The following is a 20543-nucleotide window of genomic DNA, read 5'->3' as shown; positions in this document are numbered from 1 at the left end:
CCGCCGACCACCCACCGCGCAGCCTCCGCCCGACGACACCGCACCACCGCATTCCACCGGCTGGCGACATAGTGAAATGTGGTGCCATGACGATTATGTAGTCATATGTCGACGAGATTTTAACAATGAAGGCATGTCGACAGTCATATTGGATCGTTCCAGGTCGACCGGACTCGAACGTCGACGCGGAGGCGGAGGCGGCGCGACCGTTGCCGCGACTCAGGAGAGCCCAGACACCTTGGTAATCAACTGCGAGTCATTACTGTCGGCCGGCTGCTGGCACGAAGGTGCGCCGGCGGAGGAGAACCGAGGTATCGGGCGGGCAGTGGCCGCGCCAATCGATGTGCGGGCCGATGAGGGAGGCGCGTCCGATCACGGTCCCGGAATTCACGTGGCAGCCGCAAGCGACCTGGACGCCGTCCCCGAGAAGGCTTCCGAATCTGCAGCACGCCCGAACCGTCCTCACCGAGCCCCATCGTTTCGTCGGCTCGCTCCGCTGACCCTCGAAACACGTCCTACTCGGGGAGGGCGGTGATGAGGGTGCGGAGGCGGGGGGACATTTCGGCCGGGAGGTCGTCGAGGGCGCACCAGCGGGCCTCGAGGATCTCGGCGGGGTCGAGGTCGAGGCGTCCGCCGGTCACTTCGGCCTCGTAGTAGGTCTCGACGCGGAAACGGAAACCGCTCGCCACCTGGAGCGGACGGTCGGCGACCGAGACCTCGAGGGACGTCTCCTCGCGGACCTCGCGTGCGACGCCGTCCTGGAGGCGCTCGCCCGCGTTGACGTAGCCGCCGGGCAGGCCCCACGCCTTGTACGGGGGCCACAGGCGGTGCCGGAGGAGGAGGATGCGGCCCTGGTCGTCGCGGACGATCCCGCCCGCGTACACGAGGAACGTGGGGTGCCGGAGGCGCGCCAGCCGCCACTGTGCACGTCCGCTCAGTTTCCTCCAGACGGGCGTCGCGATCCGGCGGGCCGTCACCTCGATCAAGCGTCCCCTCACCGGGCGAGTATGGCGCACCGGCCGGGCCGACGGCCTTAGGGGGTCCAGACCATCGTCTGCTGGTGCAGTTTCCCGCCGTTCTGCCGGATGCCCGGGACGAGGACGGACGGGCCGTGTTCGGTGAATCCCATACGGCGGAAGAATCGTACGGCGCGGGTGTTCTCGGTCAATGTCTGAAGATGGCAGCCGGGCGAGCCGGTGGCGCGGAGACGGTCGAGCCAGGCGTTCACCAGGCCGTCCGCCGCGCCGGTTCCGCGGGCTTCGGGCGCGACGTTGATGTGCAGGTGCGCGGGCCACCGCGAATCGTCGAACGTCTTGGCGGTCGGCCGGCGGCGCACCGCGGCGCCCGCCATGTCGGCCATGCTGCGGGCGAAGAACGCGAGGGGCTCCCGCCGGAAGAGCAGGCGGTGCTTCCGGACGGCCCGCATCAGCAGTTCGTCCTCGCCGGGAAAGGCCGAGGTGTCCTCGCAGCCGGTCAGGTAGCCGACGAGCCGCCCCTCGGAAAGGGCGAGGAACAGGGATTCCGACTCGTGGTCGATGTAGGGGGCCAGGTAGATTTCCGCCTCGGAATCGGCGTGCCCCCACAATGACTCGGTGGGGGCGCCTTCCCCGGCGCGGGCGAACAGTTCCCGCAGTTCAGCGCGGTCGTCCTCCGTGAACGTGCGGATCTCCACCAAGCCCCCCGGTCGAACGGATTTTCCGAAAGTGTCCCAAATCAGGCGTATCGGTGGTCGGTAATCGTCACCCCGCGGCTCGTCTTCTCATCGCAGCAGCGTGCCGCCGGACGCGGTGACGTCCGAGAGCACGCCGTCGATGCGGGCCAGGACGTCCGCCGGCAGGTCGAGGTGCGCGGCCGCCAGGTTCTCCTCGATGTGCGCGGGCGTGCGGCTCCCGGGGATCGGGACGACGTCGGGCCCGCGGTGCAGCAGCCACGCGAGCGCCAGCTGCCCGGGCGACACCTCCAGCTCCGCCGCGATCTTCCGGACCGCCGCGTACGCGTCGTGGTTCGCGGCGAGGTTCGCGTCGTCGAACCGCGGGTTGTTCCGCCGGAAGTCGCCGTCCCCGACCTTCTCGACCGTCCCGGTCAGGAACCCGGCGCCGAGCGGGCTCCACGTCACGAGACCGACGCCGAGCTCCCGCGCGGCGGCGAGCAGGTCCGGGTCGACGGGCCGCCACATCGACCACTCGGTCTGGACGGCCTGCACCGGATGGGCGGCGTGGGCGCGGCGCAGCTGGTCGGCCGTCACGTTCGACAGGCCGAAGTACCGGACGAGCCCGTCCGCCACCAGCTCGCCGACGGCGCCCGCGGTGTCCTCGATCGGCACCTGCGGGTCCGGGAAGTGCGGGTAGTACAGGTCGATGACGTCGGTCCCCAGGTTGCGCAGGCTCGCCTCCGCGTACCCGCGGACGTGCCGCGGATCGCAGTTGACCGCCAGCTCCCCGAACGCGTATCCCACAGGGAACGGGTGCGGCTCGACACCCTCGGGCAGGGCGAAGCCGAACTTCGTCGCGACCGCGACGTCGTCCCGGCGGCCCTTCAGCGCCTGCCCGACGAGCCGCTCGTTGTGCCCGTCCTCGCCGTAGCCGTCGCTCGTGTCGACGAACGTCGCGCCGTGGTCGAACGCGTGCCGCAGCGCCGCCAGCCCCCGCTCGTCGTCGACCTCGCCGTACATCCCGGGCGACAGCACCATCGCGCCGAAGCCGACCGCCGACACCTCGAGCCGTCCGAGGGAACGGGTGGGAAGGATGCTCACTTGGATGACTCCTCAAGATCGGTTGCCCCCAGCGTGGGCCCACCGGCCCCCGCCCGTCCAAGACAAGCCGTCATAGCCGATCGTTATGGGCGGGGCTACGGTGGCGTGGTGAGCGAGTCCTATCTGCTGATCCTGGGCGACCGCGAACCGATCGCGTGGGTGCTGAGCGAGCACCGGACCGCCTTCCCCGCGACGTCCCGTGCGGAGGTCGACCGGCTCGCCGAAGGCGACGAACTGTTCGTCTACGCGACGCGCGGCGCGTTCCGGAACCCGACCCGCGACCGGGGCCGCGTCATCGCCCGCGCCGTCGTCGCCTCGCCCGTCGCCGTCCTGGACGAACCCGTGACGTTCGGCGACCGCGCGTTCCCCCGCGGCTGCGACCTCCGCATCGACTCGCTGGCCCCCTGGGGCGAGGGCGTCGAACTGCGCCCCCTCGTCGAACGCCTCGCGGCCTTCCCGGACGCCCGCTCCTGGAGCGTCCGCCTCCGCCGTCCGCTCCTGCACCTCGCGGAGCCGGACGCCGCCGTCCTGCGGGACGCCCTCGAGCCGGTCGCCGGGCCTTTGGAGGAGAATCTGGCCGCCTACCGTCAGCGAGCGGGCGGACCCGGCGGATCTGCTGCTTTGCTGCCTGGCGGTTAGAAACCGGCCGGACTCGGCGGGGGCGCGGGTCAGAGGGGGTAGCCCGCGGCGGTCAGGCGGTGGTGGGCGCGGTCGCGTTCGGCGTCGGTGAACAGCGGGGCGAACCGCGGTTCGGCGACGTGCGCCTCGACGCTGAGGTCGAGGCGGCCGCGGTCGCGGAGGGCGGCGAAACCGGCGGACACCTCGGGCTCGGACAGCAGGCGCTTGGCCGCGTCGACGGCGCCGTGCTCGGTGACGGTCCCCAGGAACGCGGAGGCACCGTAGACGGCCTCGGCCCTCATGCGGGAGTACAGCAGCAGCATGGCGCTGTGGAACTCGTCGGCGAGTTCGGCGTTCCGGGTCGGCGGCCCGCCGGCCTGCGGGCGGGCGGTGCCGACCTGGTCCATGAACCAGTCGAGCGCCTCGACGAGCCGCTTCTCGCCGTCTCCGCCGAGCGCGGCGAGGGAGAACCCGGGACGGCCGGCGAGCCGGTCCGCGGGGAGATCGACGCCGTCGATCGCGTTCAACCGGGCGCGGAGCTCTTCGCGGCGCGCGACGTCGTCGAAGGGGGCGCGCTTCGCGAGGTGCTGGAAGACGACCTCGACCTTGGCGGCACGCGGGTAGAAGACGAGCGGCCAGATCCAGCCGTCCGTGTCGCGGTTCTCCAGCCAGGGCATGCAGTTCGTCAGCGGGGTGTCGGCGCTGAAGTGCAGGTTGCCGCCCCGCGTCCGCCAGTGCTCCAGGACCCGCGTCACCCTCTCGGCGGTCTCGTCGCCGTGCGCGGACAGCTGCTCCTCGAAGCGCCGGCGGGGATCCGCGCCGTCTTCCTCGGGCGTCTCCATGCCGATCAGTCCGGCGAGCGCCCCGGCGTGCAGCCGCTGCGACGGGTCGGCGGACCCGTTGGGGGCGAACGCCACGCCTTCGCGCTCGAGGACGTCGCGGGCGGACTCGGCGCGGCCGTCCGGCCACCGGAACGACGGCGAGACGGTGCCCTCGGACGTCAGGACGCGGTGCGTGTTCTCCAGGTTCGGCCGCGAGGTCAGGTAGGTGCCGACGCCCGCGGCGTGGGCGCCGATGACGGAGGCCAGGTCTCCGAAGGTCGTCCAGCGGCCCGCGGGGAGTTCGGCGAGCACCCGCCGCAGCTGCACCCAGGTGCGGCGCTCGTCCTCCAGGTCGGAGCCGCCCGGCAGCGGCGCCGGCCAGAGCGCGACGCAGCGTTCGGCGAGCGCGTCCGCGCGGTCCAGGATGTGCGCGCGGCCCCAGCTCGGCGCGTCGGCGATCTCCCGGTTCATGCGCAGCGTACTCGCGTCGAAGATCTCCTGCTTGCGGTCGAACGGCCGGTTGGACAGCCTGGAGTTCTCCGCGGTCAGCGTGAGGTTGCCGAGCGTGTGGACGATTTCCGCGTGCAGCGCCGCGGGGCCGTCCTCGTCGGTCACCTCGGGGGCCAGCAGATCGAGCCAGTCCTGGGTGATGGTCTGCGGCATCACGTGCTCGATGGTCAGTTCGGCGGCGGCGAAGTCGACCGGCTCGGCGGCCCCGTGACTCTGCTCCAGCCGCTTGAGGACGAAGAAGCGCTGGTTCGGACGGCCCGACCAGTAGAACGGCCGCGTCCGGACGGCGGTGCGGACCTGCTCGTCCGACGGCCAGTAGCGCCGCTCCCCGGACAGGTAGCGGTGCACGGCCTCGTCGACCGGCCGGTCGGTCTCCAGCTCCTTGGGCGCGCTGTTGAGGATCCTGTTGAGGTTGTTGGTGGGAATCCCGGCCAGCATGCGTCGGACCAGGAAGCTCTCGACGTAGGACAGGGCCCGGACGACCTGTTCCGTGCGGGCCTTCCCGTGGTCGAGGAGGTCGAGGAGGTGCAGGGCGATCGGGTAGGTGATCTGGCCGCCCCACTCCTGGAAGCGCCCCAGCACGGCGCGCAGGTCCGGGTCGGGCTCCCGGGCCGGTTCGACGACCCGCATCAGCAGCCGGCCCCGCCGGTACAGCTCGGCGATCTCCCCTTCGAGCGCCTCCTCGCCGCCTTGGTGGACGACGTCGCCGAGCCGCTTCCGCTGCGCGCGGTAGACCTCGCTCTGCTTCGCCCGGTAGTCGCCGCGGATCACGAGGTCGAGCCAGGCCAGCAGCTCGAGGTTCGCGGGGCCCAGCTCGTCCTGCATGGGCAGCCAGATCTTGCTGTAGACGCGTTCGCCGATGGTGGGCAGGAGCATGAACACGTAGTTGCGCAGCAGGTCGGTCTGGCTGAGCTTCACGCCGGTGTTGTTGAGCGACTCGAAGATCCGGTAGACGTTGTCGCCGTGCTCGGCGGTGATCTCGACGACGGACAGCCGACCGCGCAGTACCGTCTCCAGCCGTTTGAGCGCTTGCGGTTCGCCTTCGGGGGCGTAGTCGATCAGAGCCTGCCGGAAGAACCTGTAGGCGGCGCCGATGCCGTCGTCGCCGCCCGCTGCCGGGGAGTTCTCGACGCAGGCGGCGAACGAGTCGCGATCGGCCTGCGTGGGCAGCAGCCGGTAATGGTCGAGGCCGCTGCACCATTCGTTGACGAGGTACTGCTTGCGGATGCGCTCGGCTTCCCGGGGGTCGATGTCCTGGAGACGGTCCCGCAGGGCGCAGCAGGCCAGCATGAGGGTGGTCAGCCGCTGCTGGCCGTCGACGACGAGCCAGCGCTGGATGTCTCCGGCCGACATGGTGCCGGGGGCGAGGACCACCGAGCCGATGAAGTGGGGAGTGCGGTCCTCGCCGTCGGCGAGGATCTCGGCCTGCTCCAGCATGTCCGCCCACAGGCGCTTCCACTCCGGCTGGCGCCAGCTGTAGGTCCGCTGGTACAGCGGTACCTGGAACTGCTTCTCGCCCTCGATGAGCTTGAAGAAGGCGACTTCGTGAGCCTGCATGGCCGTCCTCGCTTTCGAGGTGTTCGTCGGGGCCGGTCGGATCTGCTGGGTTCTCGCCCGTTTCAGGCAAGTGTGTGCGATCGTTCGGTTGCCGCCCGGCGCGTGCTTGCAGACGGCTCGGACGCACGCCGCTCGGGCCTTCGTTAACTCGATCAACGCGGACTTTACCACTTGATGAAGTGGAATAGGTGTATCTGGCGTGCACCTGATCACGCGTGCGTCCGTGACGTTCGTGCCGTGGAACGCGGTCATCGCGCCGAAGGGGCGCTCCGTGGCCGCCGGGTGGGGGTCGGGGCGGGGGCTGGATAATGCTCTGCTCGAGTTTTGGGCGTATTGTGTGCTGGGAATGATCATCGCGTTGGTCGATTCGGGCTTTTCAATGGCGGAATGTGACGAAAAGCGTTGATCTGTTGGGTGGCTTGAGGGAATGGCGGTGCGGGTAGAAAGGGGAGCGACGCCCATCGATTTTCCCCGGAGTGGTGATGCGCTTCTCTCGCCCCTGCCTGGCCGCTCTCGGCGCGGCCGTCCTCGCCGCCGGCTCGATCGTGTGGCCCGCGTCCGCGTCGGCGGCCGGAGTCCGGTACGTCGCGCTCGGTGATTCGTACTCGTCCGGGACGGGCGCGGGGGATTACGATCCCGCGAGCGGTTCCTGCACGCGCAGCGCGAACGCCTATCCAAATCTGTGGGCCGCGCAGAATGAGACGGAATCGTACAAGTTCGCCGCGTGCTCCGGGGCGACGTCGACGGACGTCGCGAGCGGGCAGCTCGGCGCGCTGAGCGACGCGACGACGCTCGTCAGCATCACGGTCGGGGGGAACGACGCAGGGTTCTCGGACGTGATGCTGACGTGCGTCCTGCAGTCGACGTCGGCGTGCGAGAGCCGGGTCGCGGAGGCCGAGCGGTACATCGCGAACACGCTGCCGGGCCGGCTGGACGACCTGTACGGGAAGATCCGCGACCGGGCGCCCGGGGCGCGGGTGGTGGTGCTCGGGTACCCGCGCCTCTACACGATCGTCAGCGGCTGCGTCGGCATCGGCAACACGAAGCGGCAGGCGCTCAACGGCGCCGCGGACGCCCTCGACGAGACGATCCAGAAGGCCGCGGCCCGCGCCGGGTTCGCGTGGTCGGACGTCCGCGACGAGTTCGACGGGCACGAGCTGTGCTCCGGGGACGACTGGCTCAACGCGGTCGCGTGGCCCTTCGAGGACTCCTACCACCCGACGGCGCGCGGCCAGCGGCTCGGCTACCTGCCGGCGTTCGCCGGGGCGGCCGCCCGCAGCGCGCTGGCCTGAACCGCGACGGCGAGGCACATCAGCAGCGCGCTCGCCCAGGCGGGGGAGCGGTGGCCGAGGCCCGCGCCGATCGCGGAACCGCCCAGCCACGGGCCGAGGACGGCGCCCGCGTTGAAGGCGGCGGTGGCGAAGCCGCCGGCGAGCGCGGGCGCCTCGGCGGCCGCCCGCAGCACCCCGGCGATCAGCGCGGGGCCCGTCCCGAACGCGAGCATGCCCTGCACGAAGACGAGCACCGTCGCGGCGGCCGGGTTCCCGGCGGTGAGGGCGAGCGCCGCCCAGCCGGCCGCGAGGCAGCCCGCGCCGGCGAGGACGGCGGCGGCCGGATGCGCGTCCGCGATCCGGCCGCCGAGCGCGACACCGACGAACGCGCCGGCGCCGAACAGGGCCAGGATCGCCGGGACCCGCGCCTCGTCCAGTCCCGTGACGCGGGTGGCGAGCGGCGCCAGGTAGGTGAAGGTGCAGAACGTCGCACCCTGGACGAGCGCGTTGGTCAGTAGCGCGAGGAGGACGCGCCGGTCCCGCAGGACGCGCAGTTCGCGGCGCGGGCTCGGGACGTCGGGACGCTCGTCCGGGATCGTCCGGGCGATGGCGGCGACGGCGGGCAGGGACACGAGCGCCACGGCCCAGAAGGCGGACCGCCAGCCCCAGTGACCGCCGAGCGCCGCGCCGGCGGGGACGCCGATCACGCACGCGACGGTGACGCCGCCGACCACGACGGCGGTGGCGCGGGCGCGGGCGCCCGGCGGCACCATGCGGACGGCCGCCGCGAGGGCGACCGCCCAGAACCCGGCGTTCGCGAACGCGGCGGCGACGCGGGTGACCAGCAGCAGCGCGTAGCCGGGGGCGAGGGCGCCGACGACGTGCGCGGCCACGAAGGCGAGCAGGAACGCCAGGAGTGCGCGGCGGCGGGGGCTGCGGTGGGCGAGGAACGACATCAGCGGCGCGCCGACGGCCATGCCGGCGGCGAACGCGGACGTCAGCAGGCCCGCGGCCGGGACGGACACGTCCAGGTCGGCGGCGATGCCGGGCAGCAGGCCGGCGAGCATGAACTCCGAGGTGCCCTGGGCGAAGACGGCGAGCCCGAGGACGTAGACGGCGAAAGGCAAGGGGACTCCCGAGACGTCGGACGGCACGGCCCCACCCGGGGACGCGCGGAACGTGCGCGGTCGACCGGGGAGGCCCGGAATGTCGGGGGATGCGTGCCGCCGGGGCGTCTGGAGCGGTGGACTCGGGCCGGTTCACGGCACGGGACCGCTGGTGACGCTTCCGGGTGTGGAGGAGGGGCCACGGAGAGTTGGGGCGGCCCGGGCGACGGTGTCTCCGGCGGAGGGTGCCGGATGCGCGAGGGCGGCGAGAAGGGGAGGTCCCTGGAAGCCCGCCACGACGGCCTTGCGGTGGCCTGCGGGCCGGCCGGCGTCCGGTCTGCTCGGAGCCGGGCGTGCGGTCAGGGTAGCAGTCCGGGAGAGCCGTATGTGATCTACATTGTAAAGGCGTCGGGCGGGATCGGCGGCTGCGAACGTCCGGGGTGGGGTGTTTGGGGTCTCCATAGATCCTTTTCACATGCTGATTAGGTCGCGCTACACTGAGTGACGTATCCGTGACGGGGGAGAGTGACGGCGATGACGAGCGCGCACCGGCGCCTGGGCAACCGCATGAGGGACTTCCACGGCGCGGGCGACGCGCCGCGCGTGCCGCGCTCGCGCGTGCCCGACGGCGATCGGACGGTCGTGCTCACCTGCAGCGACTACCTCGCGCTCGGCGAGCACCCGGCGATCACGGGGGCGATGATCGCGGGCCTGCGGGCGGCGGACGCCGGCGGGACGGTGGCGCGGGCGCGCCGCCCGCCCGCCGACCACCCGCAGGTCGCGCTGGGCGAGGCGTTCGCGCGGCACATGGGCGCCGCGGCCGGGGTGCTGTGCCCGTCCGGGTGGGCGGCCAACGCCGGGCTGATGCAGGTGGTGGCCGGTCCGGACGTGCCGGTGTACCTGGACGCGCTGGCGCACCTGTCGCTGTGGGAGGGGGCGCGCGCGGCCGGGGCGGAGGTCGCGTACTTCCGGCACAACGACCTCGACCACCTGCGGCGGCGGATCGACGTGGGCGGGACCGGGGTCGTGGTGGTCGACGCCGTGTACGGGACGAGCGGGGCGCGCGGCCCGCTCGACGCGCTCGTCCGGCTGGCCGAGGAGCGCGAATGCCTGCTGGTGGTGGACGAGTCGCACTCGCTGGGCGTGCGGGGGGAGCGCGGCGAGGGCCTGGTGGGGGAGCTGGGGCTCGTCGGCCGTGTCGACTTCCGCACCGCGAGCCTGTCGAAGGCGCTGCACGCGCGGGCCGGGCTGATCGTCTGCGATCGTCCGGAATTCGCCGACCGCTTCGCCGGCGCGGCGTTCCCGGCGGTGTGCGGCTCGGCGCTGCCGGCGCACGACGTCGCGGGGCTGCGGGCGGCGCTGGGCATCGTGCGGGAGGAGGGCTGGCGCCGGGAGCGGCTGCACGCGGTGACCCGCGGCCTGCGGGACGGCCTGGCCGGGCTCGGCTACCGGCTCGTCGACGCCGACACGCAGATCGTCGCGGTGGAGACGGGGACGGAACCGGACGCCCTGCTGCTGCGGGACGCGCTGATGGAGCGGGACGTGTTCAGCGCCGCGCTGTTCCCGCAGGCGGCGTCGCCGCACCGCAACCTCGTCCGGCTGTCGGCGCACGCGGGGCTGACCGACGAGGACGTGGCGCTGGTCCTCGCGGTGTGCGGGGAGGTCCGCGAGCGGATGCCGCTGCCGTGCTCGTGACGGGGGCGCCGGTCAGGCGGCGGGGGTGTACCGCTGGTCGCGGGTGCGGGAGCCGATGTAGCGGAGCATGCTGCGCAGCGCCCAGTGGTTGAGGCCGGTGGGGATCATCCGGTAGCCCTGCCGGTTCGCCGCCGCGAGCGCGGCGAACCGGGCCTGGTCGAGCGGGCTCCACGGGATGCCGAAGCGGTCGCGGACGATCGTCGGCAGGCAGCCGAAGGTGACGAGCCGCAGGGGCCGCTCGGCGACGATCCGTCCGGCGCGGTCGAGGCGGGGGCCGCCGACGGGCAGCAGGGTGACGGTGTCGGAGCCGTGCTTGGCGATCTCCAGGCCGCGGGCGGCGGCGGGGGTGAGTTCGAGGCGTTCGGCGCAGACGTGCCAGAACTTCGACTGGAAGGCGGCGTAATCGGCGGGGACGGGGCGCATACTGACGCCGTAGCGGGAGTACCACGTGACGGTCTCGGCGTACATGCGCTCGCGTTCCTCGGCGGTGAGCGTGCCGGGGTGGAACAGTTCGGCGGCCTTGAAGATCTCCCACGTGAAGGTGGCGTGCGCCCACCAGAACGTCTCGGGTTCGAGGGCGTGGTAGCGGCGGGCGTGCTCGTCGACGCCCCCGATGCCGCGGTGCATGTCGCGGATGGCGCGGCCGCGGTCGTCCCCGTCGGGGGCGAGGATCGTGGCCCAGATCTGCGGGACGGACCGGTGGATGCGGTCGAACGGGGAGTCGAAGAACGCGGAGTGCTCGGTGACGCCGGCGCCGATCCCGGGGTGCAGGAGTTGCAGGAGCCCGGCGGCGGCGCCGGGCAGCAGGGAGCGCACGTCGGCCGCGTGCCGCCACAGCAGGGTGCCGGGGCCGAGCGGGGCGCGGGCGGCCGTCGGGGGCGAGGCGGGCATCGCACCTCCTGGTCGGGGGTCGCTCACCTCCGAGCGTAGAGCCGCGCACCCTGTGAGACAAGAGGCAAAGTTTGTCGCATGACCGCCCCGCGTTCGGCCCGTCCGTCCGGTGCGGGGACCGGACGGACGGGCGCCGGGCGGTGCGTCAGGCGGTGGCGGGCTTGTAGACGGCGACGGCGCAGGCGCTGCCGAGGCCGATGTTGTGCTGGAGGGCGACGCGGGCGCCCTCGACCTGGCGGGCGCCGGCCTTGCCGCGCAGCTGCCAGGTCAGCTCCGCGCACTGGGCGAGGCCGGTGGCGCCGAGCGGGTGCCCCTTGGAGATCAGCCCGCCGGACGGGTTGACGACCCACGTGCCGCCGTAGGTGGTGGCCTGGTCGTCGACGAGCTTGTGGCCCTCGCCGACCTCGGCCATGCCGAGCGCCTCGTAGGTGATCAGCTCGTTGGCGCTGAAGCAGTCGTGCAGCTCGATGACGTCGACGTCCTCGATGCCGACCTGCGCCTCCTCCATGGCGGCGCGGGCGGCGCGCTGCGAGCAGCCGAACCCGACGACCTGGATCGACGAGTTGTCCTCGAAGCTGGCGCCGGTGTCGGTGGTGATGGTGTGCCCGGCGATCTCCACGGCCTGGTCCCACAGGTCGTGCTCGTCGAGGAACCGCTCGCTGACGACGAGCGCGGCCCCGGCGCCGTCGGACGTGGGGGAGCACTGCAGCTTGGTGAGCGGGTCGAAGATCATCGTGGCGTTCTTGACGTCGTCCAGGGAGTACTCGTCCTGGAACTGCGCGTACGGGTTGTTCGCCGAGTGCTTGTGGTTCTTCCACCCGATCCAGGCGTAGTGGTCGGGGGTGGAGCCGTACTTCTCCATGTGCTCGCGCCCGGCGTTGCCGAACATCTGCGGCATCGGCGCCTTGTCCAGCTCCCACTCGCGGCCCGCGGTCATCGAGCGCAGGTGGTGGTCGATGATGGTGACCTTGGAGTCCATGCCCGCGCCGAGCGAGCCCTTCTTCATCTTCTCCATGCCGAGCGCGAGCGCGCAGTCGGCGAGGCCGCCGCGGACGGCCTGGCGGGCGAGGAACAGCGCGCTGGACCCGGTGGCGCACGCGTTCATGACCGTCATCACCGGGATGCCGGTCATGCCGGTCTCGTAGAGAGCGCGCTGGCCCATCGACCCGTACATCGAGCCGGCGTACGCCATCTCGATCTTGTCGTAGCCGACGCCGGCGTCCTCGAGGGCCTTGCCGACGGCCTCCTTGGCCATGTCGGGGTACTCCCAGTCGCGGGAGCCCGGCTTCTCGAACTTGGTCATGCCCACGCCGACGACGAAGGTGCGGTTGGCCATCAGGCTCGCCTCTCTCGTACCGAATCCAGTTCGGGACACGATAACCCGGAGGTGCTCCCAAGCGTTCGCTTGGTTCCGATGATCGGGATCACCGGCGGGCGTCCCGGCAGCTCGCCCCGCCGATCCGCCCCCGCGTCCGCATCCGGACCCGGCCCGCCGGCGGACGGGACGTCAGCCCGGCAGCTCCGCGGCGAGCGCCGCGACGAACGCATCGACGTCCTCCTCGGTGGTGTCGAACGAGCACACCCAGCGGACCTCGCCCGTCCGCTCGTCCCACACGTAGAACGCGAACCGCTCGCGGAGCCGCTCGCACACGTCCTTCGGCACGATCGCGAACACCGTGTTGGCCTGCACCGCCTGGGTGATCTCCACGCCGGGCAGCGCGCCCGCGCCGTCGGCCAGCCGCCGCGCCATCGCGTTGGCCCGCGCGGCGTTGCGGTGCCACAGGTCGCCCTCCAGCAGCGCGACGAGCTGCGCCGACACGTACCGCATCTTCGATGCCAGCTGTAGGCTCGACTTGCGCAGGAACTCGACCCCGCGGGCGGCGTCCGGGTCCAGCACGACGACGGCCTCGCCGAGCAGCAGCCCGTTCTTCGTCCCGCCGAACGACAGGACGTCCACGCCCGCGTCGGTGGTGAGCGCCCCCATCGGGACGCCGAGCGCCGCGGCCGCGTTGGCGAGCCGGGCGCCGTCCATGTGGACGCCGAGCCCGCGCTCGTGCGCCGCCGCCGCGACCGCCGCGACCTCCTCGGGGGTGTAGACGGTCCCGAACTCGGTGCTCTGGCTGATCGACACCACGGCGGGCTGCGCGCGCTGCACGCTGCCGGACCCGACGGCGAGCCGCTCCACCGCCGCGGGCGTCAGCTTCCCGTCCGGCGCGGGCGCGGTGACGAGCTTGATGCCCGCGATCTTCTCGGGCGCGCCGCACTCGTCGGTGTTGATGTGCGCCGAGTCGGGGCAGATCACCGCGCTCCACCGCTCCGACATGGCCTGCAGCGCGACCACGTTCGCGCCCGTCCCGTTGAACACCGGGTACGCCTCGGCCCGCGCGCCGAAGTGCTCCCGGACGACCTCGCGGAGCCGCGCCGTGACGGCGTCGTCCCCGTAGGCGGGCTGGTGCCCCTCGTTCACCGCAGCGAGCGCCGCGAGGATCTCGGGGTGGACGGACGCCTGGTTGTCGCTGGCGAATCCGCGGCGGGCGGCGGGGGAGGTCGGCTCGGCAGTGGTCAAAACAGGTTCCGTTCGGCTAGACGACGAGCGCGCGCCCCGCGCCGCGCCGTCCCGCCGCGGCGGCACCGGGGACGACGGCGAACGGGACGCCCGGGACCGGCGGCTCGTCGCGCACGACCGCACACCGTGTCCCGAATGCGACGATACGCCCGCCCACCCTCACCTCCGCCCCGCGGGCATCCCGGCGATGGGCGGGTTGCGGATGGCCGTTGGGTGCGGGACGTGGTCAGGCGGGGCGGTCGGCGATGTTCTGGACGGGGGCCGGTTCGGGCTCGGTCGTGTGCACGACCAGGCGGGCGCGCAGGGAGTCGAGGTCGTCGCCGAGGCGGGCCATGTTGGCCTGGACGTCGCGCCACAGGCCGGTGCGCTGCTCGAGCTGGGCGAGGCGGGCGCGCAGGTCGTCGATGCGGCGGTCGGCGGTCTGCAGCCGGGTGCCCTGGTCGGCGGTGTCGCGGCCGGCGCGGACGAGGCCCGCGATGATCGCCGAGACGTCCCGTTCGGTGTCGTCGATGCGCTCGTCGATGCGCGGCAGGAGGCGTTCGTTGAGCTGGGAGACGAGCGAGTCGAGTTCGGTGCGCAGCTCCCGCAGTTCGGCGTCCCGGGCGCGGAGGGCGTCCTCCAGGGCGCGCAGCCGCGCGGAGTGCGAGGGCAGCAGCCGCTCCAGGTCGGCCGACCGTTCCAGGTCCCGGCCCAGTCTGCTGAGGAGGGCGGCGCCTCCGCGCAACTGGCGTTCCGCCTCCGCGGCGGCGCGGCGGACGAGACCCGGGATAACGGTCATGATGCTCCCCCCAGGGGCCGGCGACGGGATGCTCCTTTAACTCTAGGCGAACGGGACGTGAACGCCCCATGCAATTCACGTGTCGGTTCGGTCGACCGGGACGGACGGTGCGAACCGGCCCTGCGGGCCCGGGGTCGGGGGCCGCCGCGCCGCGCTCCGCGGCCGCGCCCTCGGGACGTCCGGCCCGGACGGGCGCGCGGTGCGGCTCCACGCGGGCGGCGGCGGTGGCGCGAGGCACGCGCACAGTCCCCGCCGGAGGATGAGAAGAGCGCGGTCGGAAGTGTAGTCGGTCCGGTCGAGAGCCGGGCGGACTCGATGGCAGGTCAGGCACAGCAATGGTTCGTCCTCCCCCTGGTCGCCGGGAGCGGGCCGGCCCCTGCCGGCCCCGGCCCGCCGCCCCGCACGCATTCCCCCCGGACGCGTGCGGGGCGGCGGGACCCCCTCGGGAGACCCCTCGGCTCCCGGCGGTCGGTACGGTAGGCCGCCGCACGTTGCATGCACGTTGCGACCGTCCGATCACGCAGCGTGGCAAAAAACGGTCGGGCCGGTTGCGGGGAACCGCTTGCGCGGCCCTCCGATACGGCCGATTCTCAAACCCCGATGTGTCCGCACCCGGGGGGAGCTCGCCGATGACGGCCAGGGAACGCGCGGCCCGCCCGCGTCCGCCGATCGCCGAGTCGTGGCGGCGGGCCCGGGACGCCGGCGTGGACGCCGCGGTGCCGTCCGCCCCGCTGGTGTTCGACCGGGACGTGCTCGCCGACGCCCGCGCCGCCCACCCGCTCGCGCCGCACCTGCCGCTGCTGCGGGACCTGCTGCGGGGCGTCGCCGACGAGACCGAGCACCTGCTGGTGATCACCGACGAGGCGGGCCGGGTGCTGTGGACGCAGGGGCCGCGCCGGACGCGCCGCGCCGCCGAGCGGATCGGGCTGCTGGAAGGGTTCTGCTGGGCCGAGGACGCGGTCGGGACGAACGGGATCGGCACGGCGCTCGCCGAGGGGCGGCCGCAGCACGTCTACGCGGCCGAGCACGTCGCGCACGTCCTGCACGGGTGGTCGTGCGCGGGCGCGCCGGTCACCGACCCCGACACCGGGCGGGTGATCGGCTGCGTCGACGTCAGCGCGACCGTCGACCGGCTGCATCCGGCGATGGCGGCGCTCGTCGCGACGGCGGCGCGGCTCGCCGAGTCGCGGCTGGAGGTGGAGATGCACCGGCGGGACGAGCGGTTCCGCGAGCGCTACCTGCCGCACCTGTCGGGGATGAGCGGGGCGGCGCTGCTCACCGCGACCGGCCGGATCCTGGCGGGCGGCCCCGACGCGTGGCGGGGGCGGCGGCTCGCGGTGCCCGAACCGGGCGCGACGATCACGCTGCCGGACGGCCGCGACATGTTCGCCGAGCCGCTCGGCGAGGTCTACCTGCTGCGCCCGCACGCGGGGCGGGCCGCCCGCCGCGGACCGGCCGGTGCGGCGCCCCGGGCGGAGGGCGGGCCGCTGCTGGCGCTGGCGCTGCTCGGCGCCGACCCGCCGGTGGCCCGGGTGGACGGGCGGCCGGTGCCGCTGACGCTGCGGCACGCGGAGATCCTCACGCTGCTGGCGCTGCACCCGCAGGGGCTGACGGGCGACCGGCTGTCGTGGCTGCTGTACGGGGACGAGGGCTCGCCCGGCACCGTCCGCGCGGAGATCCACCGGCTCCGCGACCGGCTCGGCGGGCTCGTCCGGGCCCGCCCCTACCGGCTGGACTGCGCGGTCGACGCCGACTTCCGGACGGTCCGGCGGCTGCTGGACGAGGGGGACGTGCCGGCGGCCGCGCGGCTGTACGCGGGGGAGCTGCTGCCCCGGTCGGACGCGCCCGCCGTCCGCGCCGAGCGGGACGAGCTGGCGGTGCTGATGCGGCGGCAGGCCCTCGACCGGGGCGGCGCCGAGGCGCTGTGGGCGTACGCGCAGACGGAGCCGGGGCGGGGCGACCTGGAGGCGCTGGAGCGGCTGGGCGCGGTGCTGCCGCCGGGCGATCCGCGCCGCGCCGCCGTCACGACCCGCAGCGACCGGCTCCTCAGCGACGACGACGCCGTCTGACCGGGCGCGTCCGTCAGCCGTCGTCGGGGCCGAGGCCCGCGGGGGCGCCGGGGCCGGTCAGGTGGGCGGTGTCGTTGTAGCAGACGGGGCGCAGGCCGCCCGCGTCGTCCCGCCAGCGGGTCAGCGAGCAGTTGCCGACGGGCTCCTTCTCGATCTGCATGATCTCCTGCTCGGTCAGCTCCTCGACCAGGTAGCGGGTCACGACGACGATCGCGTCGTGCGCCACCACCAGGGCCCGGCCGCCGGGGGCGTCGGCCTCCAGGTCCCGGTAGAAGGACCGCAGCCGCAGGGCGAGGTCGGCCCACGACTCCCCGCCGGGCGGGCGGTGGTAGAACTTGCCGAGGTGCCGGGCCCGCTCGGCCTCGTCGGGGAAGCGGCGCCGCACGCCGAGCGCGGTGAGGCCCTGCAGGACGCCCTGCTCGCGGTCGCGGAGCCGTTCGTCGACCCGCAGCCGCGGCCCGTCCGGGGCGGAGGGGCCGGCCCAGGACGTCTGCGCGAGCGCGATCCGGGCGGTGTCGAGCGCCCGCAGGTAGGGGGACGACACGACGAGCGTGGGGCGCTCGTCCGGGGGGAGGCCGGCGAGCCGGCGGCCGAGGGTCTCGGCCTGGGCGCGGCCGCGGTCCGTCAGCGGGATGTCGGCGTCCCGCTCGGGGATCCCGGCGTCCTCGGCGCCCGCGCGCTCCGCGTCCCGGTGGGCCAGGTTGCCGGTGCTCTCGCCGTGCCGGGTCAGGTTCAGCCACTGCAGCGCTGTCACGCCCGCCATGCTGCCACGGACGCCGTGCTCTACACGCGGTAGTACTCTGGTCGGCGTGACGAACCTGCTGGCGACCGCGGTCATCGTGGCGGCTCTGCTGACGGCCGGGTACGCGCTGGTCACCGCGGTGCGGGACCGGCCGATGAGCGTCGGCCACCTGGTGGTGCTCGGCGTCCTGGAAATCCTGCTGATCGCGCAGGCGGTCGTCGGGTTCGTCAAGCTCGGCGGCGGCGAGGGGCCCGACCCGGCGACGACCTTCGCGGGCTACCTGATTGGGGTGCTGCTGATCCCGCCGGCGGGCGCCGGGTGGGGCCTGCTGGAGCGCACCCGCTGGGGGCCCGGGGTCATCGTGGTCGCCGCGCTGGGCGTCGCGGTGATGATCGTCAGGATGAACCAGCTGTGGAGCGGGACCGTTGCCTGAACCCGAGACCGGGCCCGAGGTCCGGGACGGCCGGCCCGGAGCCCGCGCGGACGACGGCGCCCGCGCCGACGCCGAGGCCCGCGCGGGCGGTACCGGGAGCGGGCCGGGACGCCTGCTGGTCGCCGTCTACGCGATCTTCGCGCTGGCGGCGGGGGCCCGGGCCGGGGTGCAGATCGCCACGGACTTCGGCGAGGCGCCGGTCGCCTACGCGCTGTCGGCGCTCGCCGCCGCCGTCTACGTCCTGGCGACGGTGGCGCTGGCGCTCGGCGGGCGCACCTCGTTCCGCGTCGCGGTGGCCGCCTGCGCGGTCGAGCTCGCCGGCGTGCTGGTGGTGGGGACGCTCAGCCTCGCCGATCCCGCGGCGTTCCCCGACGCGACCGTCTGGTCCGGGTACGGCCGCGGCTACGGGTTCGTGCCGCTGGTGCTGCCGGTGCTGGGCCTGCTGTGGCTGCGCCGCACCGCCCGCTCGGGCGGCGGGACCCGAGCGGGCGGTGGGCGCCCTGCGGCCGACGTCTGACCGCGCCGGCCGCAGGTGTTCGAGCGGGCGCATGGACGCTCCCGGGGTCGGGCGGGGTCCGCGCCGGGAGGCGGCCCCCGCGGAGCTGCGTCGGATCAGGCGGCGGGCGCCATCTGCCGGCCGCCGATCGGGAGGGTGAGCACGGCGGCGCGCATGATCGCGTCGATCTCGTCGGGGGAGTAGTCGGCGGACGGGTTGCGCCGCATGTACCGCAGGAGCCGCAGCGGGGTGCCGAACACGATGCCGTCCGCGGTGAACAGCCGCGTCCGGCGGGGCAGCTCGCCGCCGTGCACCGCCAGCAGCGGCCGCACCTTCACGGGGGTCCCGGCGGCCTCGGAGATGAGGTCGGCGGCGGCGTCGGCCCGCGCGGTGACCTCGCGGACGAGCTTGGTCTTGGTGCGCCCGTCGATGAACAGCCGGCCGCCGTGGCACGACACCTCGGCGTCGGGCCGCCACGCCTCGTTGTGCACCAGCCACAGGCCGTCCGAGCCGATGACGAGCTGGTCGGCGGTGCCGTGCCCGGGAACGGTCCGGCCGTACAGCACCCGGTGGCCGCGGCGCTCCCGGGTGAGGCGCAGCAGCCGGCCCATCCGCTCGTCCCCGCGCAGACCGAGCCGCCAGACGCGCGAAGCGTGGTAAATGCGCCAATGGACGAACGAGTCAGCGGCGGCGACCAGGAGCGCCATCGCGATTCCGAAAACCCCGCTGACCAGCAGCCCGCACGCCAGCAGCGTCCCGCCCGCCAGAATTGCGCGGGTCCGCAACCGTTTTCTCCGGTCGCGCTGCCAGAGGTCCTCGTAGATGGCCTGGGGCGAGCCGCCGGTGAAGGCGGGGCGGTCCCGCAGATAGATGGAGCTGCCGATCATCGCGATCCTCCCGGCATCCTGCTACGACAACCTCATTATGCGGATACCCGGCGGAATGTCACCACACGTCGAGCGGTGACGTATGTCAAACGGTAAAGCAATGCCCGGCCCTCCGAAGCATTGCCCACCTGGCCTTTCACATCCCCTGCCCTGGTGGTTCCGAGGACGAACTTTGACGTCTTCTCGACCAATCTCGAAAGGGTCGATGCAACTATCACCGTAACCCGCACGGCCCTTTTCGATACCGTGGCATTTCTCACACGGTTGATCACTCTGCGGTACCGGCGCGCGGCGCCATACTGATCCGTTGCACACTGGTGCGGTGACCGGGACCGCCACCGCCGACCGCCTCGCCGCTGCCGAACGCCTGCCCGTCCACCGGGCCGTCCCGGACCTGCGCGCCGCGCTCGACGGCCCGGGCGCGGCCGTCCTCGCCGCACCCCCGGGCACCGGCAAGACCACGCTCGTCCCGCTGGCCCTCGCCGGCCTGGCCCTGCCCGCGCCGGCGCCCGCGGGGCGGATCACCGTGGTCGAGCCGCGGCGGCTCGCGGCCCGCGCCGCGGCCCGGCGGATGGCGTGGCTGCTCGGCGAACGCCCCGGCGGCCGCGTCGGCGTGACCGTCCGCGGCGAGCACCGCCCCGGCTCCCGCATCGAGGTCGTCACCACCGGCGTGCTCCTGCAGCGCCTCCAGGACGACCCCGAACTCCCCGGCACCGACGTGGTGATCATGGACGAGTGTCACGAGCGGCACCTGGACGCCGACACCGCGCTGGCGTTCCTCCTCGACGTCCGCGCCGCGCTCCGGCCCGACCTGCGCCTCGTCGCCGCGTCCGCCACCGCCGACACCGGCCCGTGGTCGCGGCTCCTGGAATCGGCGCCGGTCGTGGAGACCGCGGCGGCGCTGCACCCCGTCGAGGTCCTGTGGGCGCCCCCGGAGCGCCCCGTCCCGCCCCCGCACGGCATGCGCGTCGACCCGGCCCTGCTCGCGCACGTGGCGGCGACCGTCCGCCGCGCCCTCGCCGAACGCGACGGCGACGTCCTGTGCTTCCTGCCGGGCGCCGGCGAGATCGCGCGCGTCGCGGGCCTGCTCCGCGGCGCCCCGGCCGAGGTGCTGCAGGTGCACGGGCAGGCGCCCCCGGCGGCGCAGGACGCGGTGCTGTCCCCGGGCGCCGGCCGCCGCGTCGTGCTCGCCACGTCCGTCGCCGAGTCGAGCCTCACCGTGCCGGGCGTCCGCGTCGTGGTCGACTCCGGCCTCGCCCGCGAACCCCGCACCGACCACGCCCGCGGGCTCGGCGCCCTCACGACCGTCCGCGCGTCCCGCGCCGCCGCCGAGCAGCGCGCCGGCCGCGCG

At 73.8% G+C, this 20543-nt stretch carries 19 protein-coding genes; 8 read left to right on the top strand and 11 right to left on the bottom strand.

Annotated elements, in window-relative coordinates:
• Positions 1-515 precede the first annotated feature (515 nt).
• The 3 genes from DMH08_RS30465 to DMH08_RS30455 form a co-directional block, all read right to left on the bottom strand.
• Positions 516-998, bottom strand: coding sequence for an NUDIX domain-containing protein (locus DMH08_RS30465; RefSeq protein ID WP_233617900.1), 483 nt, complete (start codon positions 996-998; stop codon positions 516-518).
• Positions 999-1033: 35 nt separating this feature from the next.
• A complete protein-coding gene (locus DMH08_RS30460; RefSeq protein ID WP_125619389.1) occupies positions 1034-1672 on the bottom strand; it encodes a GNAT family N-acetyltransferase in 639 nt (212 codons plus the stop codon).
• A gap of 87 nt (positions 1673-1759) precedes the next feature.
• The gene (locus tag DMH08_RS30455) at positions 1760-2752 is read right to left on the bottom strand and encodes an aldo/keto reductase (protein WP_026404668.1); all 993 of its coding nucleotides are present in this window, start codon (positions 2750-2752) and stop codon (positions 1760-1762) included.
• Positions 2753-2860: 108 nt separating this feature from the next.
• Here DMH08_RS30455 and DMH08_RS30450 point away from each other — a divergent pair, with 108 nt between their 5' ends.
• Positions 2861-3391 (top strand): hypothetical protein, encoded by a 531-nt coding sequence (locus DMH08_RS30450; protein WP_125619387.1) that lies wholly within the window; start codon positions 2861-2863, stop codon positions 3389-3391.
• 29 nt (positions 3392-3420) lie between these two features.
• Here DMH08_RS30450 and DMH08_RS30445 read toward each other — a convergent pair whose 3' ends face one another.
• Complete coding sequence (locus DMH08_RS30445) at positions 3421-6258, bottom strand: GmrSD restriction endonuclease domain-containing protein (RefSeq protein ID WP_125619385.1); 2838 nt, start codon at positions 6256-6258, stop codon at positions 3421-3423.
• Positions 6259-6457: 199 nt separating this feature from the next.
• On the opposite strand from DMH08_RS30445, the gene DMH08_RS30440 reads away from it, so the two are divergent.
• Together DMH08_RS30440 and DMH08_RS30435 are read left to right on the top strand one after the other, a co-directional pair.
• Complete coding sequence (locus DMH08_RS30440; RefSeq protein WP_125619383.1) at positions 6458-6664, top strand: hypothetical protein; 207 nt, start codon at positions 6458-6460, stop codon at positions 6662-6664.
• A gap of 76 nt (positions 6665-6740) precedes the next feature.
• Positions 6741-7550 (top strand): SGNH/GDSL hydrolase family protein, encoded by an 810-nt coding sequence (locus tag DMH08_RS30435; protein WP_125619381.1) that lies wholly within the window; start codon positions 6741-6743, stop codon positions 7548-7550.
• Here DMH08_RS30435 and DMH08_RS30430 read toward each other — a convergent pair.
• Positions 7502-8656 carry a Cmx/CmrA family chloramphenicol efflux MFS transporter gene (locus tag DMH08_RS30430; protein ID WP_125619379.1) on the bottom strand — a complete coding sequence of 385 codons (1155 nt, stop codon included), beginning with the start codon at positions 8654-8656 and terminating at the stop codon, positions 7502-7504. The two genes, DMH08_RS30435 and DMH08_RS30430, sit on opposite strands and share 49 nt — an antisense overlap.
• Before the next feature lie 513 nt (positions 8657-9169).
• Here DMH08_RS30430 and DMH08_RS30425 point away from each other — a divergent pair.
• Positions 9170-10330 carry an aminotransferase class I/II-fold pyridoxal phosphate-dependent enzyme gene (locus tag DMH08_RS30425; protein ID WP_125619377.1) on the top strand — a complete coding sequence of 387 codons (1161 nt, stop codon included), beginning with the start codon at positions 9170-9172 and terminating at the stop codon, positions 10328-10330.
• 12 nt (positions 10331-10342) lie between these two features.
• Here the strand turns inward: DMH08_RS30425 and DMH08_RS30420 are convergent, their stop codons facing one another.
• The 4 genes from DMH08_RS30420 to DMH08_RS30405 form a co-directional block, all read right to left on the bottom strand.
• On the bottom strand, positions 10343-11221 hold the full coding sequence (locus DMH08_RS30420; RefSeq protein WP_125619375.1) for an oxygenase MpaB family protein: 879 nt from the start codon (positions 11219-11221) through the stop codon (positions 10343-10345).
• 145 nt (positions 11222-11366) lie between these two features.
• Positions 11367-12557: a thiolase C-terminal domain-containing protein gene (locus DMH08_RS30415; RefSeq protein WP_125619373.1), complete on the bottom strand. Its 1191-nt coding sequence runs from the start codon at positions 12555-12557 to the stop codon at positions 11367-11369.
• A 171-nt stretch (positions 12558-12728) separates the two neighbouring features.
• Positions 12729-13787, bottom strand: a complete 1059-nt coding sequence (locus DMH08_RS30410; protein ID WP_125619371.1) for a threonine aldolase family protein — start codon at positions 13785-13787, stop codon at positions 12729-12731.
• Positions 13788-14013: 226 nt separating this feature from the next.
• Positions 14014-14565 carry a hypothetical protein gene (locus DMH08_RS30405; RefSeq protein ID WP_125619369.1) on the bottom strand — a complete coding sequence of 184 codons (552 nt, stop codon included), beginning with the start codon at positions 14563-14565 and terminating at the stop codon, positions 14014-14016.
• A 629-nt stretch (positions 14566-15194) separates the two neighbouring features.
• Between DMH08_RS30405 and DMH08_RS30395 the strand changes: the two genes are divergently transcribed.
• Complete coding sequence (locus DMH08_RS30395; RefSeq protein WP_051301256.1) at positions 15195-16634, top strand: helix-turn-helix domain-containing protein; 1440 nt, start codon at positions 15195-15197, stop codon at positions 16632-16634.
• Positions 16635-16647: 13 nt separating this feature from the next.
• Here DMH08_RS30395 and DMH08_RS30390 read toward each other — a convergent pair whose 3' ends face one another.
• Positions 16648-17397 (bottom strand): histidine phosphatase family protein, encoded by a 750-nt coding sequence (locus DMH08_RS30390; RefSeq protein WP_125619367.1) that lies wholly within the window; start codon positions 17395-17397, stop codon positions 16648-16650.
• 46 nt (positions 17398-17443) lie between these two features.
• On the opposite strand from DMH08_RS30390, the gene DMH08_RS30385 reads away from it, so the two are divergent.
• The gene (locus tag DMH08_RS30385) at positions 17444-17809 is read left to right on the top strand and encodes a hypothetical protein (RefSeq protein ID WP_125619365.1); all 366 of its coding nucleotides are present in this window, start codon (positions 17444-17446) and stop codon (positions 17807-17809) included.
• Positions 17810-17921: 112 nt separating this feature from the next.
• On the top strand, positions 17922-18326 hold the full coding sequence (locus DMH08_RS30380) for a hypothetical protein (RefSeq protein ID WP_051301263.1): 405 nt from the start codon (positions 17922-17924) through the stop codon (positions 18324-18326).
• Between the two features lie 95 nt (positions 18327-18421).
• On the opposite strand, the gene DMH08_RS30375 is transcribed toward DMH08_RS30380, so the two are convergent.
• Complete coding sequence (locus DMH08_RS30375; RefSeq protein WP_125619363.1) at positions 18422-19192, bottom strand: NERD domain-containing protein; 771 nt, start codon at positions 19190-19192, stop codon at positions 18422-18424.
• A 322-nt stretch (positions 19193-19514) separates the two neighbouring features.
• Here DMH08_RS30375 and DMH08_RS30370 point away from each other — a divergent pair.
• Positions 19515-20543: helicase-related protein (locus DMH08_RS30370; protein WP_148108612.1), on the top strand; the 1029-nt coding region annotated here is incomplete at its 3' end.

The sequence above is a fragment of the Actinomadura sp. WAC 06369 genome (genome assembly GCF_003947565.1).
Lineage (GTDB): Bacteria > Actinomycetota > Actinomycetes > Streptosporangiales > Streptosporangiaceae > Spirillospora > Spirillospora rifamycini.
Note: the sequence above shows the minus strand (reverse complement) of the source record. Positions and strands in the feature narration are given on the sequence as shown.